Source organism: Pseudomonas sp. YQ_6 (assembly GCF_043103245.1).
GTDB classification, from domain to species: Bacteria; Pseudomonadota; Gammaproteobacteria; order Pseudomonadales; family Pseudomonadaceae; genus Aquipseudomonas; species Aquipseudomonas alloputida.
Genome location: NZ_JBICJR010000042.1, coordinates 18953 through 34154 on the forward strand (window position 1 = coordinate 18953; position 15202 = coordinate 34154).

Below are 15202 nucleotides of genomic sequence, written 5' to 3' on the forward strand. Positions count from 1 at the left end.
CAAGCACACGCTCGGCCACTTCCACCTTGAACGTTCTGTGAGCTGGCTCTCGCTTTGCACCAGGGGTCAAGCTTGCCCTCAAAAGTATGCTGATCTACCCTCCGAAACGGCCATGATCACGGCTATTCGAAACCCACGGACGACAATCACAGGAGTCACCAATGGAAGGCATCCCTCAGACCCAATCTTCCCCGGATAACCTCAAGCCAAAATGGCGGGAGCGATTTGCCTTCTTCGATCAGTACGGCGCCCCCACCTCCGAGTCATACAAAGCCGCATTCCGCGCCTTGCCATTCGGGAAGAAGTTGCTGATCAACAACAATTTCATAGCCTTTTTCTTCGGCCCGATCTATTGGTTCGTGCTGGGGCTGTGGAAGAAGAACCTGGTCATGCTGGCCATCATCATCGGCATCGGGCTGCTGCTGAGCTTCTATGAGGTCGCGACGGGCAGCGAAATCCCGCGTCCTCTGGATAACGGTATCAGCATGGGGTTCGCGTTTCTGTACAGCTTCCTGACCAACCGTGCCTATTACCTGAAGCAGGCCAAAGGGCAGCAGAGCTGGAACCCGTTCGAGGGGCAGCGGTTCATCTGACTCGGCTGGTACATTCGGCAAGTATTGTCAGGGGCGGCCACGAGCTGAAAATTCGCAACCAGCCACTGCGCATCACTTGGGATAGAGCGGCGGCAAGCTGCCGCTCTCGCCCGCTGGCAGCAACACCTGCTCAGCTGGCGGAATGGTACCAATCGCCCGCCACAAATCCTCCCCCTGCCAATACTGCCCGCTCTCGCTGTACAACGCCCCGTTCAAACCATCCAGCGCATCCGACAACGGCACGAAGCGCGCCGCCATCTCGGCCAGGGTTTCCGGTTGCTGCCGGGCCCAGGCATCCAGCGCCTGGCGCGTAGCCTGGGGGTCGTTGGCCTGGCATGCGCGCTTGAGGTCGTCCAGCAAGGTGCGTGGGCTTGGCCCGTTCTGCGCCGTGCGCAGCACCGCTGGCCGCGAACGGGCGCGCCACCACAGGGCAAAGCCCAGCACGGTGGTCAGGGCAAACACCAGTGTGGACAGCTGCCAGGGCCACAGCAGGGTGCTGGCGCTGCTGTTGTCGCCCACCGGGGTGTCGGCGCTCAGTGCCGGGTTGTCCTGCACGTTCAGCGTGCGCGCCGGCAGGCTGCTGTGCTCCAGGTGGTCTTCGCGGGTGTTCCACCAGGCCACTTCCAGCGCCGGCAAGGCCAGCGTGCCGCTGTGGGTTGGCACCAGGGCCTCGCGCTCTTCGCGGTTGGCGGTCATGCCCCGTTCGCTGATTTCGTTGCGCAGCAGCGGCTGGTCAGGGTAGCGGCGCAGGCCGATGATTTCTGTGGCCGGCAGCGGCGGCAGTTGGGTGCTGGACAAGCCTTCGGCACGCAAGGTGATGTTGCGCGTCAGCGAGTCGCCAATCTGTACCTGCTGGCTGCCCGGGTCGGGGCTCCAGTGCTCTTCCAGGGTCAGGCTGCTGGCTGGCAACCACGGCAAGCCAGCCGGCCAGGCTGCCGGAATCGGCCGTACCGTGAGGCGCAAGGGCAGCGAGCTGACCTGCACCTGGTGGCCGGCGCGGGCCGTGCCATTGGCCTGCGCTGCTTCGTCGTTGCTGGCAGCTGCCGTGGCGGAGAACGTCAGCGACGGGATGTCGAGGGTGCCGCTTTGCTGGGCATACACCGCATAGCGGGTTTCGATCACGCCATGACGCACGCCGTTGATTTCCTTTTCATACGTGCGCGACTCGCCCAGCGGCTCGACCTTGGCGTTCTCCAGTTGCAGGGGGCTGAGGCTGCTGTCGTCGTACAGCGCTACCGAGTGGTAGATGCGCAGGGTCAGCACGGCTTGGGCCTGGACATAGACGTCGTGGCTGTCGAGGGTCGCTTCGATGAATACCTGAGCGTTGTCCTGGCGGCTGGCATCGGCCTGCAGTACTTGCAATTCGATGGCTTGGCTGTGCGACTGGCCCAGCCGCAGCTCGGGGATGCGCAGGCTACCGCTGCGCCGTGGCAGCAGGGTGATGATCCAGCGGGTGCTGGCGCGGGTTTCGCCGTCCAGGGTGTGCAGGCTGTTCAACTGGCGCGTGCCGCGCACTTCGAAGTCACCTTCCAGGGCGCGCAGGTCGGGCTTGCCGAACTGGGTGACGTCCTGGCTTTCCAGAGTCAGTTCCAGGCTTTCGCCCGCTTCCAGGCGGGTGCGGTCGACGCTGGCCTGCAGCAGCGGCTCGGCCTGGGCCAGCACGGCCCACAGCAGGGTGAGGAGAAAGACGCCGAAGCGACTCATCGTGATTTTTCCTGATGCAATTGCTGTTCATACCAGAATTTGCGTCGCAGCAGCTCTGCCGGGTTGTCGGGGATTTCCCGCAGCCATTGCTCCAGGGCTTGGCGCTGTTCGCCGTCGAGGCTGGTCGACACCGGGCGCTGTGGCGGCTGGATGACACTGTCGTCGCCCCCGGCCTGGTTGCCGGGGGCGGCCTGGCTGTTGCTGCTGCTTTCGCCGGGTTGTTCGGGGCTGGCCTGTTGGTCGTTGCCGGGTGTGCCTTGGGACGGGCTGCTGGCCGAGCTGCTGTTGCCTTCGGTTTCGCTGCCGGGCGTGCCTTGGGCATCGCTGCCGGGCGGTTGTTCCTCGGCCTTGGCTTCACGTTGCTGCAGCAGTTGCTGCACCAGCGCCTGGTTGTCCAACGCGGCCTGCAGGTCGGGCTGGCGCTCCAGGGCTTGCTCGTAGGCATCCAGGGCGGCTTCCAGCTCGCCACTGTGGGCCAGGGCATTGCCTCGATTGTAGTGGGCTGCTGCAGTGTCGCCTTGGGAAAATGCCTCGGCGGCACCGGCATAGTCGCCGGCCTGGTACAGGGCCATGCCGCGCCATTGCGGGTTTTGGAAGTGACGCGCAGCGCTGGCCGGGCGGTTTTGCTCCAGCAGCTTCTGGCCTTGCTGGTCGGGGCGCAGCCACAGGTCGTTGAGCTCGAAAGCCTGGCCAGGCTGCGGCAAGGCCAGCAGCAGCGGCAGGCAGAACAGCCAGCCGCGCCGGCCGGCGCAGGCGGCCAGCAGCAACAACGGAATCAGCAGCCAGTAACCTTGGTCGGCCCAGCTGTCCAGTTGCAGGGTTTGGCCGTCATTGCGCCCGCTTCGCGGGTTGTCGAACAGGCCCAGGCCACGCAGGTCGAGGTCGTCGATGCGGGCGTGCCGGTAGCGCCCGCCCGTGCCGCTGATAAAACCCTTCAGGCTGGCGCTGTCCAGGCGAGGCAAGAGGATGCCGCCCTGGTCGTCTTTAAGGTATTCGCCATTGGCCTGGCGCACCGGGGCGCCTTCGCGGCTGCCGATGCCCAGCATCAGCAGGCTTGGGCCCTGGCGGCCGAGGGCCTGGGTGATGCCCTGGCGCTCGGCGGCGCTGAGCGCCGAGCCTACCAGCAGCAGGCGGCCTTGGCCGAGGCCGCTCTGGGCCAGGAGCGCCAGGCCTTTTTGCACGGCCAGGTCGGCACGCTGGCCGGGTTTGGGCATGATCGACGGGTCGATGGCCTCGAGCAAATTGCGGGTGGTGGCCAGGTCGTCGGACAGCGGCACCAGGGTGTGCGCGGAGCCGGCATACACCACCAGCGCCGTCTGGCTGTCGCGGCGGTGTTCAAGCAGGTCGAGGATCTTGCGCCGGGCCTGTTCCAGGCGGTTGGGCGTGCTGTCCTCGGCGAGCATTTGCGGGGTCAGTTCGAGCAGGATCACCAGGGGGTCGGCCGGGCGCTGACGGCTTTCTTCCAGCCGCTGCCAGCTGGGCCCAAGCAGCGCCAGGATCACCAGTAACCAGGCGAGGCCCAGCGCCACCCACGGCAGTTTGCTGGTGCTGCCGCTGCCGCCACCCAGCAGTACACCATGGAAGGCGGGTGGCAGAATCATCTGCCAGCGCCCGGCACGCTTGCGCCGGTGCCACAGCTTGTACAGCAGCCAGCCGAGCACGGGAACCGCCAGCAGCCAGAGTGGGCGCAGCCATTGGGGCCACAAGTCGATCATCGCCGCCTCCTTAAACGCAGGCGCTTCAAGCGCTGGCGCCATTCCGGGTGCGGCTGCAGGAAGCGTGGCTTGCGCAGCAGGCGCTGCAACAGGTTGTCGGGCCACTGCACGGCTACCACCAGCAGCACGCTGAGCAGCAGCGCCAGCGCCAGGGGCCAGGCGTACAGGGCCTGGGCTGTGCGCGCCTGGGTCGGTTGCTGGGCCACTGGCTCCAGTTGGTCGAGGGTATCGCCGATAGCGTCCAGTTCGGCGCCGTCATGGGCGCGGAAGTAGGCGCCGTGGGTGATGTCGGCAATTTCCTTGAGCGCGGCTTCGTCCAGGTCCAGGCTCGGGTTGAGGCCGAGCAGGCCTGGGGTGCCACTGGCTTCGGGGTTGGCGCCGATACCGATGGTGTAGATGCGCACGCCTTCCTGGGCCGCCAGGCGGGCGGCTGTCAGCGGGTGAATCTGCCCGCCGTTGTTGGCGCCGTCCGTGATCAGCACCAGCACCCGGCTTTGTGCCGGGCGTTCGCGCAGGCGTTTGACCGCCAGGCCAATGGCGTCGCCGATGGCGGTGTTCTTGCCTGCGATGCCGATTTGCGCCTCGATGAGGAAGGTGCGCACAGTGCGCCGGTCAAAGGTGAGCGGCGCCTGCAGGTAGGCCTGGCTGCCGAACAGAATCAGGCCTACGCGGTCGCCTTCACGGTCTTGCAGGAAGTCGCCCATCAGCGCCTTGACCAGGTCGAGGCGGCTGATGTCCTCGTTCTGCCACTGCATGTCGGGGAAGTCCATCGACCCGGACACGTCCACCGCCACCAGCAGGTCGCGGCCGCTGGCGGCGATCGGCACCGGTTCGCCCAGCCATTGCGGGCGAGCGGCGGCGCACAGCAGCAACAGCCAGATGACGACGAACGGTGCCTGCTGGCGCCAGGTGGGCAGGTTAAGCCGCGCGCGGCGCCCGGCAAGGCCTTCCAGCTCGTTGAGGAATCCCACCTTGAGCACTGGTTCACCACTGTCGGCGGCGGGCAGCAGCAGGCGCGCCAGCCATGGCAGCGGCAACAGGGCGAAGACCCACGGCCAGGCCAGTTCAAACATGCTTGCGGATCCAGGTTTCGACGGCTTGGCTGAGCCCGGCGATGGCCTTGTCGTCGAGCTTGCACTCGGGTTTATAGGCGCCTTCTACCAGTACCATCCAGCGGGTCAGGCCGGCGGCCGGGCAGCGGTTATCCAGAAAGGCCAGCCACTCGCGGCCGTTGAGGGTGTGGCTGTTGGCGCCTGGGTAGTGGTTGCGGCACAGGCGTTTGAGCAGGGCGTTGATCTGTTGCAGCCAGGCGCCGGCCGGGGCGCCGTCATACGGGCGTGGCAGGCGAGCCAGCTCGGCCAAGGCCTCCAGGCGTACCGGGTCCAGGGGTTGTTCGGCGCGCACGATGCGGCGTTTGCCCGGGCGCCAGCGGCGCAGCCGCCACAGGCCCCAGCCCAGGAGTGGCAGGACGGCCAGCAGCAGCCACCAACCCGGTGCGGGTGGCCACAGGCTGACCGGTGCCGGGGCGATCAGTGGGTGCAACTGGTCGAGCGGGTTCATGACGCGCTCCGTGGCCGCTGGGCGTTCAGGTACTCGCGCAGTTGTTCGACCATTTCACTTTGCGTGCTCAGTGGCATCAGCACCACCCTCAGCTTTTGCGCCATCAGTTCCCAGCGCTCGATGCGGGCCTCGGCCTGCTGGCGGTAGGCCTGGCGCAGGTTGGCGTCGAGGGTATCGAGCTCCAGCTGGGCGCTGCGCTGGGCGAAGCGCAGCAGGCCGGCGGCGGGCAACGCGTGGTCGAGCGGGTCGGATACCGGCAGCAACAGCAGGTCGCAATGCCGTGAGAGCATGGCCAGGTGCTGTTCCACCTGGGCGCTGAGCGAGCGTTCATCGCAGATCACGATGGCCAGGCTGCCGGGGCGCAGCACTTCGCGGGCGCGGCGCAGGGCCAGGCCGAGGCTGTCGGCCCCGGGTATGGCTTCGGTGTGCAGTGACTGGTTGACCTTTGCCAAGCGGTTGAGCAGTTGCAGCAGGCTCTGTTTGCTGCGTCGGGGCTTGATCTCGTGGTGTTCGTTGTCGCCGAACACCAGGCCGCCGATGCGGTCGTTGTGGCCCAGCGCTGCCCAGCCGAACAGCGCCGCAGCCTGGGCCGCCAGCACGGACTTGAACATCAGCCCTGAGCCGAAGAAAAGCCGTTGGCTTTGTTCGACGAGGATGAAGATCGGCCGCTCGCGTTCTTCGTGGAACAGCTTGGTGTGCGGCTCCTGGGTACGCGCAGTGACACGCCAGTCGATGTTGCGCACATCATCGCCGGCCTGGTAAACGCGCACCTGGTCGAAGTCCACACCGCGCCCCCGCAGCCTGGAATGGTGCAGGCCCACCAGTGGGCTGCGCTGGCCGGGCTTGGAAAACAGCTGGATTTCGCGCACGCGGTGGCGCATGTCGATCAGCTCGGCAAGGCCAATGCGGATGCCGTGTTCGGCCAGCTGCGCAGTGGGCATGGGGTCAGGCAACGGCGACGACGTCGAGGATGCGCTGGACCACGCGGTCCTGGTCGATCCCTGCTGCCTCGGCCTCGAACGAGAGGATGATGCGGTGGCGCAGAACGTCGAACAGCACGGCCTGGATGTCTTCGGGGCTGACGAAGTCGCGCCCGGCCAGCCAGGCATGGGCACGCGCGCATCGGTCCAGCGAGATGGAGCCACGCGGGCTGGCGCCGTAGGCGATCCAGTCGGCCAGCTCGGTGTCGAACTTGGCCGGGGTGCGGGTGGCCATGACCAGCTGCACCAGGTACTCCTCCACAGCGTCGGCCATGTACAGGCCAAGGATTTCCTTGCGCGCGGCGAAGATGGCCTGCTGGCTTACCCGGCGTTCAGGCTTGGTCTCGCCGCCCAGGGCTTCACCCCGGGCCTGCGCCAGGATGCGCCGCTCTACGGCGGCGTCGGGGAAGCCGATTTTTACATGCATCAGGAAGCGGTCGAGCTGGGCCTCGGGCAGCGGGTAGGTGCCTTCCTGCTCGATCGGGTTCTGCGTGGCCATGACCAGAAACAGCGGCGACAGGTCGTAGGTGCTGCGGCCCACGCTGACCTGGCGCTCGGCCATGGCTTCGAGCAGCGCCGACTGCACCTTGGCCGGTGCGCGGTTGATTTCGTCGGCCAGCACCAGGTTATGGAAGATAGGCCCCTGCTGGAACACGAAGCTGCCGGTTTCCGGGCGGTAAATCTCCGTGCCGGTGATGTCGGCCGGGAGCAGGTCGGGGGTGAACTGGATGCGATGGAACTGCGCTTCGATGCCTTCTGCGAGCTCCTTGATGGCTTTGGTCTTGGCCAGGCCCGGTGCCCCTTCGACCAGCATGTGGCCGTCGGCCAGTAGCACGATCAACAGCCGTTCGACCAGTTTCTCCTGGCCTAGGATCTGGGTAGAAAGAAAAGTGCGCAGCGCGATCAGCGCTTCACGGTGTTCCATCGGCGACGGTTCCTGGTAGGGGGCCTGAGGCGGCGTGAGGCAGCAGCCTTGGCAAGGGGGGATACTTTAATCTATCCGGGGGGGCGACGACCAATGGCGGCGGGTAAATTTATCGTTGCAGACGGGCCTGCGGGCAAAGAAATGTCCCACGCATGGCTGGCCTTTGCCTGATGGTCCGTGACGGCGTGCTGGCGCCTGCTTGTGCTTTTCGGACAAGCAGGAGGCACGATGATGAAAATGAGCAGCGCCAGCACGGCAAACCTTACGCCGGTCACCCTGCGTTTTGGCGTGTTCTTCGATGGCACCGGAAACAACCTGCACAATGCCACGACGGAGGGTGAGCAGGGTGACAAGGGCGGCAGCTATGGCAACGCCTTGAGCAATGTGGCCCTGTTGCATGCGTTGTATCCGGCTGATGCGGCCTATGCCGACGGGCCGCAGGCGTTCTTGAAGCGCTATGTGGAAGGCGTGGGCACACTGGCGGGTGAAGCCGACCATGTCTACGCCTCGGCCACCGGGCATGGGCGCACAGGGGCCGAGGCGCGGGTTGCCGAGGCGGTGCAGGGAATGGCCGAGCAACTGCAGGCATGGCGCCAGGCGCATCCGCAGGCAACGCTGGAAGGGGTCGAGTTCGATCTTTTCGGTTTCAGCCGCGGCGCGGCAGCGGTGCGGCATCTGGCCAACCTGCTGCACGAGGGCGCGGGCGGGCTGTTGTCGGTGGCGTGCAAAACCTCGATCAACTTTATTGGCCTGTTCGACACCGTGGCGGCGATCATCGCGCCCTTGCAGGGTGACTTCGACCCTGCAGACGGCCGCCACGGTGGCCTGCGCCTGGGCCTGGGTGCGGGTATTGCCCGGCACGTGGTGCAGCTGGTGGCCGAGGACGAGCGGCGGCATAACTTCCCGCTGGTGCGCAGTGGCCACGACATCGTGCTGCCGGGCGTGCACTCGAATATTGGGGGGGGTTACCCGGAAACCTTCCTGGAGCAGGTGCTGCTGTGCAAGCCGCAGTCCCAGTGTGTGCCTGCAGGCACGCGTGTCGAGCAGTGCCGCGTACATGCCAAGGTGAGCGCCTTGCTGGCTTCGACGTTTGCCGATATGGGCGAACCCAGGCCGCGCGTGATGACTTGGGAGGAGCCGATTGCCGGTGGGCGGCGGGACGAGGCGCAAAAGCAGGTCTATGCGGCGGTGTACCGGGAGCGGCAAGTGGCGGGGCACTTGTCCCGGGTGTACTTGAGCGTGATGCGGGCGTTGGCGGTGCGGGCTGGCGTGCCGTTTGCGCCGTTGGGGGCGCAGGCTGAGCATCGGCTGCCGGATGAGTTGTCGGGCATCAGCCGCAAATTGCATGCGTTCGCCCTGGGGGAAACTGGCCAGGTGGGGTTGAGCGAGGAAGAACAGCGGCTGTTGCGCGACAGATACGTGCATGCGTCAGCGAACTGGAACGCCCTGAAGGGCTTGCGCAACAGTGTGCTGGATGTGCTGTTCGTCAATCGGCCGGGGGCAGGCGGGCGCATGGTGCATGCCAACCCGGCGCAATGAATGACTGATCCTGGCCTGGCAATGCTGCACCGGGCCTACAGGGCGCGCGTCAGCTGTTCAGTCGCGCGCCTTCTGGCTGAATACGTCTCTTGTGCCAGGGTCAGCAGCACCGTCAGTAGCATGAACACCACCGATGCGATGAAAATCCCGTTGGGCAGGCGCTGATCGAGCATCCAGCCGAACGCCACCGGCCCGATGGCACCGCCGACGTTGAACCCGGTCGACACCAGGCCGAAGGTTTTGCCCTCGGCCCTGGGTGGCGCCGCCGCCTTGACCAGCATGTCCCGTGATGGGGCGATGACCCCGGTGAGCAAGCCAATGGCGCCCAGTGCGACCACCAATGCCCAGCCCTGCAGCAGCCCCAGCGCCACCAGTGCCGTCAGCGCAGCCGCCAGCGCGAAGGCCAGTGCCGCCACCAGGCCATGGCGTCGGGTACGGTCGGCCAAAGCGCCCCCGCACAGCACGCCGGCTGCGCTGCTCAGCAGGAAAGCGGTGAGCGCGGCGTTGGCCCAGGCCAGTGTCAGTCCTTGGCCCTGGACCAGGGCGGCTACGGAGAACTTCTCGATGGCACTGGTGCTCAGGTTGAGCAGGATGAACAGCACCGTCAGCACGCCGATCATGGGGGTGAACAAGCGTACCCGGCCTGTTGCTGCGGCCGGGCCTGCGCCTTGTGGGTTGGCAGGCCTGGCGACCCGGTACACGCCACTGCCTGGTATCGATATCAGCAGCAGCGCGGCTACCCCGAATACCGCGCCCGCCGCCAGGGCTGCCCGCGTGCCGAACGCTGCGGCGATGCCGAGAAATACGGCTGGGGTAACGGCCGAACCGAGGAAACCGGCAAAGGTATGTATAGAGAACGACCGCCCCAGGCGTGCGGGCTCGATGCCGTTGGCCAGCAGCGCATAGTCGGCCGGGTGGTACACACCATTGGCCAGGCCAGCCATGGCCATCGCCACCAGCAATACCGCATACCCGGGGCTGGCCGCCAGCAGCACGAAGCTGAGGCTGCCCAGCAACAGCCCGGCCCTGAGCACTTTACGTGCACCATAGTGGTCGACGGCATAACCCAGCGGGGCCTGTACCAGCGCGGAGACGATGTTGAACACCGCCAGGGCTACGCCCAGCTCTACGAAGCCTACGCCCAGCAGGCCGGGCAGCACGGGCAGTAGCGCCGGGATCAGCATGATGTGCACATGGCTGACGAAGTGCACGGCAGCAATTTGGGTCAGCAGCTTGGGGCCAGCGTGGGGCATGTCGATACCTGTTGAACAGCGTGCGCCCCTGGCGCACGGCAAGGTGGTGGAAAGCTCGTTTAGCGGGAGGCGCCGCGCAAACCGGGCAAGCGACCGTTCAGGACAACATGGGCCAGCAGACCAATGACCAGGCCCCAGAAAGCCCCGCCAATGCCCAACAGGCTGATGTTGGCCGCCGCCGCCAGGAAGGTGATCAGTGCTGATTCGCGTGAACGGGCATCGGCCAGGGCGCTGGCCAGGCTGGCACCGATGGTGCCCAGCAGGGCAAGGCCCGCCAGGGTGGTGATAAAGGTGCCCGGCAGGGCCATGAAGACACTCGCCAGCGTGACCCCGAACACCCCGACGAGGATGTAGCAGACCCCGGCAGCGATACCCGCCACCCAGCGCTTGTCCGGGTTTTCATGGGCTTCCTTGCCGGTGCAGATGGCCGCGGTGATGGCAGCGATGTTGAACGCGTGTGAACCGAAGGGCGCCATCAGCAACGAACCCATGCCGGTGACGGCGACAATCGGGTTGGCGCTGGTCTTGAAACCATCGTTGCGCAGCACCAGCATGCCGGGCATGTACTGGCCGGTGAGGGTGATCAGGAACAAGGGCAGGGCCACGCTGAGGGCCGCGTTGAGGGAGAAGGTGGGCGCGGTGAAAACCGGTGAGGCGAATTCCAGCCGCAACGTCGTCAGGCCCACTTGCCCCTGCAGCAACAGGTACCCCAGGCCCAGCAGCAGTATGGCGACCACGGCGTAACGGGCGGTGAAGCGTTTGAAGGCCACATACGCTGCAATCAGCAACCCGGCGAGGGTGGGGTCGACCGACAGGCTGGCAAAGGCACCGATGCCGAACTGCAGCAGGATGCCGGCCAGCAGGCCGGCGGCAATGCCGCCGGGCACGACGCGCACCAGCCGCTCGAAGCACCCGCTCAACCCCAGCACCACGAAGCCGGCGGCCGACAGCAGGTAGGCACCTATGGCCTCGCTGTAGGGCACGCTGGCCAGGGCGGTGACCAGGAACGCGGCGGCTGGCGTGGACCAGGCTGTGATGACCGGCTCGCGGCTGTACCAGGACAATGCCAGGCCGCTGAGGCCGACGCCGATCGACACCGCCCAGACCCACGATGACGTCAGCTCCGGGCTCAGCCCGGCCACTTTGGCCGCCTGGAACACCAGGATGAACGTGCCGCCGTAGTTGACGATCACCGAAACGAGTCCGGCAATCACCGGGTGAAGGATGTCTGTCAGCCTGAGCGGCGTTGCAGAGCTTTGAGCAGGCGCGTCCATGGTTGCCTCTGGTAATGGTCAGATGAGGAGCAGTTTTGTGCGGCGAAGGGGTAATCCGACTGCAGCGTCATTGGCCCTTTCGCAGCCCAAGGCTGTTCCTGAAAAAAGGCTGCCCGACAGCGACAGGCTGCCGGGCAGGTTTGTGCATCAGTTGGTCAGCGCCACCAGCAGGTTTTTCAGGTGGTTGCTGCCTTGCGCATCCAGCGGCTGCAGGGGCAGGCGTGGGGCGCCGACCTCCTGGCCGAGCATTTTCAGGCCGGCCTTGATGGTGGTCGGCAGGCCACGGCGGGTGATGTACTCCAGCAGCTCGTACTGGCGGTAGAACAACGCACGGGCTTCGGCCAGATCGCCTTGTTGTACGGCGTCCCACAGTGCCAGGTTGAGTGCAGGGATCAGGTTGGGCGCGGCGGTACACCAGCCCGTGGCACCGGCCACCAAGGCTTCCAGGGTCAGCGGGTTGCAACCGTTGTAGAACGCCACCTGTCCATCTGTAGCCGTGAACAGGCGGTGCATGCGCTGAATGTCACCGGTGCTTTCCTTGACCATGGTCACATTGGGTACTTCGCCGAGGATACGCAGGATCAGCTCCACCGACAGGTCGGTACCGCTGGTGCCCGGGTTGTTGTAGAGCATGATCGGAATGTCGATGGCGGCGCCGACCGCCTTGTAGTGGGCGACCACTTCGGCTTCGGTGAGCTTCCAGTAAGAGATGGGCAGCACCATCACCGCCGTGGCGCCGCAGGCCTGTGCCAGGCGGGCACGCTGCACGGTGCGGGCGGTGGTCAAATCGGAGACGCTGACCACGCTGGGTACGCGCCCGGCAATGCGTGCCTGGCTGAAGCGCACCACGGTTTCCCATTCGCTGTCGGACAGGTAAGCCCCTTCGCCGGTGCTGCCCAGCGGCGCGATGGCGTGCACGCCGTCGGCGATCAGGCTATCGATGGACGTGCCCAAGGCATCCAGGTCGAGTGTGCCGTCTGCCGTGAAGGGAGTGATGGTGTAGCCGATAACGCCGCGAATTACAGGTGTAGACATGACCAGGCACCTTTGCCGTTGTTGAGGAAAGAGTACAGCTTCGATCAGCCCAGGCAGTCGCCATGGGCACGCAAGGCACGGCGCGCGTAGTAGCTGAAGGCAGCACCGTGACGTTTGGGGGTGGAAATCCAGTCGTGGGCCTCTTTGCCCAGTGCTTCGGGGATGGGGCGGATGTCACCGGCGCCCATGGCCAGCAGTTGCATCTTTGCTGCGCGCTCGAACAGCAGGGCGAGCACGCAGGCTTCCTCGATCGAACGCCCAGCGATCAGCAGGCCATGATGGGAAAGCAGGATTGCGCGCTTGTCGCCAATCGCCTTCGCGATGATTTCGCCTTCTTCATTGCCCACCGGCACACCGGGCCATTCCTTGAGGAATGCACAGTCGTTGAACAGTGGGCACAGGTCCATATGCGAGATGGCCAGCGGAACTTCCAGCATCGACAAGGCGGCGCTGTGCAGGGGGTGGGTATGGATGATGCAGTTGACGTCGGGACGGGCGCGGTACAGCCAGCTGTGGAAGCGGTTGGCCGGGTTGGCCATGCCATGGCCTTGCAGCACCGTCAGGTCTTCGTCCACCACCAGCAGGTTGGAGGCGGCGATTTCGTCGAAGCCAAGCCCCAGTTGTTGGGTGTAGTAGGTGCCAGGTTCCTGCGCACGCGCAGTGATCTGCCCGGCCAGGCCAGAGTCGTGGCCGCCGTCGAACAGGATACGGCAGGTGAGGGCGAGCTTTTGTCGCACGGTGTAGGTGTTGTCAGTCAGCGCCGTCAGCATCTGTTGCTGGGCGAGTTTGACAAGCTGGTCCTTGGAGGTGTGCATGGTGGTCGTCATGGGCGGTACCTGCAGGGGGTGGAGACTAGGGATGGCTGATCGGCGCGGAGGCGACGCCAGGACACGGAGTTGATAATAATGACACAGAGTGTCATATGCAAGCGATGTGTCATCCTTGACTCAGGGCGTCAACGCATCAGTGCCAGCGCAATCTGTTATGGCGTGCATACGCAACTGGTATTACTTGCCCCGGCTTCACGCTGTTTAGCATCGATCGGGTCTTAACCGTCGACGAGAACAACAACGTGAACCTTGGAACCCTATCCAGTCGAAGTGCCAGATACTGGCCTGAACGTCTGGCGGTAATCGACCGCCACACCCGGCTGACCTTCGCTCAGCTCGAACAGCGGGCCAACCAGTTGGCCTCGGCCTTGCTGGCACAGGGCATCGCCACGGGCGAGCATGTCGCCATCCTGGCGCCAAACCGCGCCGAACTGGTGGAAGCAGAGGTGGCTTTCTACAAGGCCGGCCTGGTCAAGGTACCGGTCAATGCGCGTCTGGCACCGGATGAAGTCATTCAGGTGCTCAACGACGCCTGCAGCGTCGCGCTGATCGCCGATGCGCAACTCGCCCAGGCGTTGCTGGACCGCAGGCAGGAGATACCTGCGTTACGCTTGATCGTGACCTTGGGTGAGCGGGGCGGTGACATCACCTATGCCGCGCTGCTGGCCCAAGGCAGTAGCCAGCCAATCAGCTGCGACCTGCCTGACGATGCCCTTGCCGTTTTGCATTACACCTCTGGCAGCTCTGGTGTGCTCAAGGCTGCGATGCTCAGCGTGGGCAACCGCAAGGCGCTAATCCGCAAGAGCCTCGCCAGCCCGACCCGTCGCGCCGCCCCGGGCGACGTGATGGCTCACGTCGGCCCTATCACCCATGCAAGCGGCATGCAGCTGATGCCACTGCTGGCGGTCGGTGCCTGCAACCTGCTGCTGGAGCGCTACGACGACCAGCTGTTGCTCGAGACCATCCAGCGCGAAGGCGTAACCCGCTTGTTCCTGGTACCTGCCATGATCAATCGCCTGGTCAACTTTCCCGATGTCGAGCGCTACGACCTGAGCAGCTTGCGCCTGGTGATGTACGGTGCCGCGCCGATGGCACCAGCGCTGGTGAAGCGGGCCATCGAGGTATTCGGGCCGATCCTGGCCCAGGGTTACGGTGCTGGCGAGACCTGCTCGCTGGTAACCGTCCTGACCGAACAGGACCATTTGTGCGAGGGCGGCGACTACCGGCGCCTGGCTTCGTGCGGGCGTTGCTACTTCGAAACCGACCTGCGCGTGGTGAACGACCATTTCCAGGACGTCCAGCCGGGAGAGGTGGGCGAAATCGTAGTCAAGGGCCCGGACATCATGCAGGGGTACTGGCGGGCCCCCCACCTCACCGCCGAAGTGATGCGCGACGGCTACTACCTGACTGGCGACCTGGCCACGGTGGATGAGCAGGGGTATGTGTTCATTGTCGACCGCAAGAAAGAAATGATCATTTCCGGTGGTTTCAACATTTACCCCAGCGAGGTCGAGCAGGTGCTCTACAGCATGCCGCAGGTGTTCGAGGCAGCGGTGGTGGGGGTGCCTGACGAGCAGTGGGGCGAAGCGGTGCGGGCGGTGATCGTGCTCAAACCGGGCATGGCGCTGCAAGAGCAGGACGTCATCGAACATTGCGCCCAGGCCCTGGCCGGTTTCAAGAAACCACGTGCCGTGGACTTCGTCAGCGAGCTGCCGAAAAACCCCAACGGCAAGGTGGTGCGCCGGTTGATCCGTGACGCCTACTGGCAAAACAGCGAACGCCGTATCTGACACG

13 protein-coding genes are annotated in these 15202 nt (G+C 65.3%); 3 read left to right on the forward strand and 10 right to left on the reverse strand.

Annotation, left to right across the window (positions count from 1 at the left end; translation table 11 throughout):
- The first annotated feature begins 161 nt into the window (after positions 1–161).
- Entirely contained in the window at positions 162–593 is a 432-nt protein-coding gene (locus ACF8FG_RS13830) for a DUF2628 domain-containing protein (protein ID WP_019437981.1), read from the forward strand.
- A gap of 72 nt (positions 594–665) precedes the next feature.
- Here ACF8FG_RS13830 and ACF8FG_RS13835 read toward each other — a convergent pair whose 3' ends face one another.
- Genes ACF8FG_RS13835 through ACF8FG_RS13860 form a run of 6 tightly spaced genes read right to left on the reverse strand, consistent with a single transcriptional unit; the run spans position 666 to position 7477 of the window.
- On the reverse strand, positions 666–2297 hold the full coding sequence (locus ACF8FG_RS13835) for a BatD family protein (RefSeq protein ID WP_019437982.1): 1632 nt from the start codon (positions 2295–2297) through the stop codon (positions 666–668).
- Positions 2294–4012 (reverse strand): tetratricopeptide repeat protein, encoded by a 1719-nt coding sequence (locus ACF8FG_RS13840; protein WP_318078487.1) that lies wholly within the window; start codon positions 4010–4012, stop codon positions 2294–2296. Before ACF8FG_RS13840 ends, ACF8FG_RS13835 begins: the two co-directional genes overlap by 4 nt.
- Positions 4009–5085 (reverse strand): VWA domain-containing protein, encoded by a 1077-nt coding sequence (locus ACF8FG_RS13845; RefSeq protein WP_010953038.1) that lies wholly within the window; start codon positions 5083–5085, stop codon positions 4009–4011. The genes ACF8FG_RS13840 and ACF8FG_RS13845 overlap by 4 nt, the downstream gene beginning before the upstream one ends.
- The gene (locus ACF8FG_RS13850) at positions 5078–5572 is read right to left on the reverse strand and encodes a DUF4381 domain-containing protein (RefSeq protein WP_019437983.1); all 495 of its coding nucleotides are present in this window, start codon (positions 5570–5572) and stop codon (positions 5078–5080) included. The genes ACF8FG_RS13845 and ACF8FG_RS13850 overlap by 8 nt, the downstream gene beginning before the upstream one ends.
- Positions 5569–6513 (reverse strand): DUF58 domain-containing protein, encoded by a 945-nt coding sequence (locus tag ACF8FG_RS13855; RefSeq protein WP_014591862.1) that lies wholly within the window; start codon positions 6511–6513, stop codon positions 5569–5571. Before ACF8FG_RS13855 ends, ACF8FG_RS13850 begins: the two co-directional genes overlap by 4 nt.
- Before the next feature lie 4 nt (positions 6514–6517).
- Entirely contained in the window at positions 6518–7477 is a 960-nt protein-coding gene (locus ACF8FG_RS13860) for a MoxR family ATPase (RefSeq protein WP_003247242.1), read from the reverse strand.
- Between the two features lie 228 nt (positions 7478–7705).
- On the opposite strand from ACF8FG_RS13860, the gene ACF8FG_RS13865 reads away from it, so the two are divergent.
- Positions 7706–9016 carry a DUF2235 domain-containing protein gene (locus ACF8FG_RS13865; protein ID WP_014591861.1) on the forward strand — a complete coding sequence of 437 codons (1311 nt, stop codon included), beginning with the start codon at positions 7706–7708 and terminating at the stop codon, positions 9014–9016.
- Positions 9017–9051: 35 nt separating this feature from the next.
- On the opposite strand, the gene ACF8FG_RS13870 is transcribed toward ACF8FG_RS13865, so the two are convergent.
- From ACF8FG_RS13870 to ACF8FG_RS13885, 4 genes are all read right to left on the reverse strand, one after another.
- Positions 9052–10269 (reverse strand): MFS transporter, encoded by a 1218-nt coding sequence (locus ACF8FG_RS13870; protein WP_392518886.1) that lies wholly within the window; start codon positions 10267–10269, stop codon positions 9052–9054.
- Positions 10270–10328: 59 nt separating this feature from the next.
- Positions 10329–11543: a benzoate/H(+) symporter BenE family transporter gene (locus tag ACF8FG_RS13875; RefSeq protein WP_014591859.1), complete on the reverse strand. Its 1215-nt coding sequence runs from the start codon at positions 11541–11543 to the stop codon at positions 10329–10331.
- A 147-nt stretch (positions 11544–11690) separates the two neighbouring features.
- Positions 11691–12578, reverse strand: a complete 888-nt coding sequence (locus ACF8FG_RS13880) for a dihydrodipicolinate synthase family protein (RefSeq protein ID WP_019437987.1) — start codon at positions 12576–12578, stop codon at positions 11691–11693.
- A gap of 44 nt (positions 12579–12622) precedes the next feature.
- A complete protein-coding gene (locus tag ACF8FG_RS13885) occupies positions 12623–13405 on the reverse strand; it encodes an aldolase (protein ID WP_014591857.1) in 783 nt (260 codons plus the stop codon).
- 245 nt (positions 13406–13650) lie between these two features.
- Here ACF8FG_RS13885 and ACF8FG_RS13890 point away from each other — a divergent pair, with 245 nt between their 5' ends.
- Entirely contained in the window at positions 13651–15198 is a 1548-nt protein-coding gene (locus ACF8FG_RS13890; protein ID WP_014591856.1) for an AMP-binding protein, read from the forward strand.
- Positions 15199–15202 lie beyond the last annotated feature (4 nt).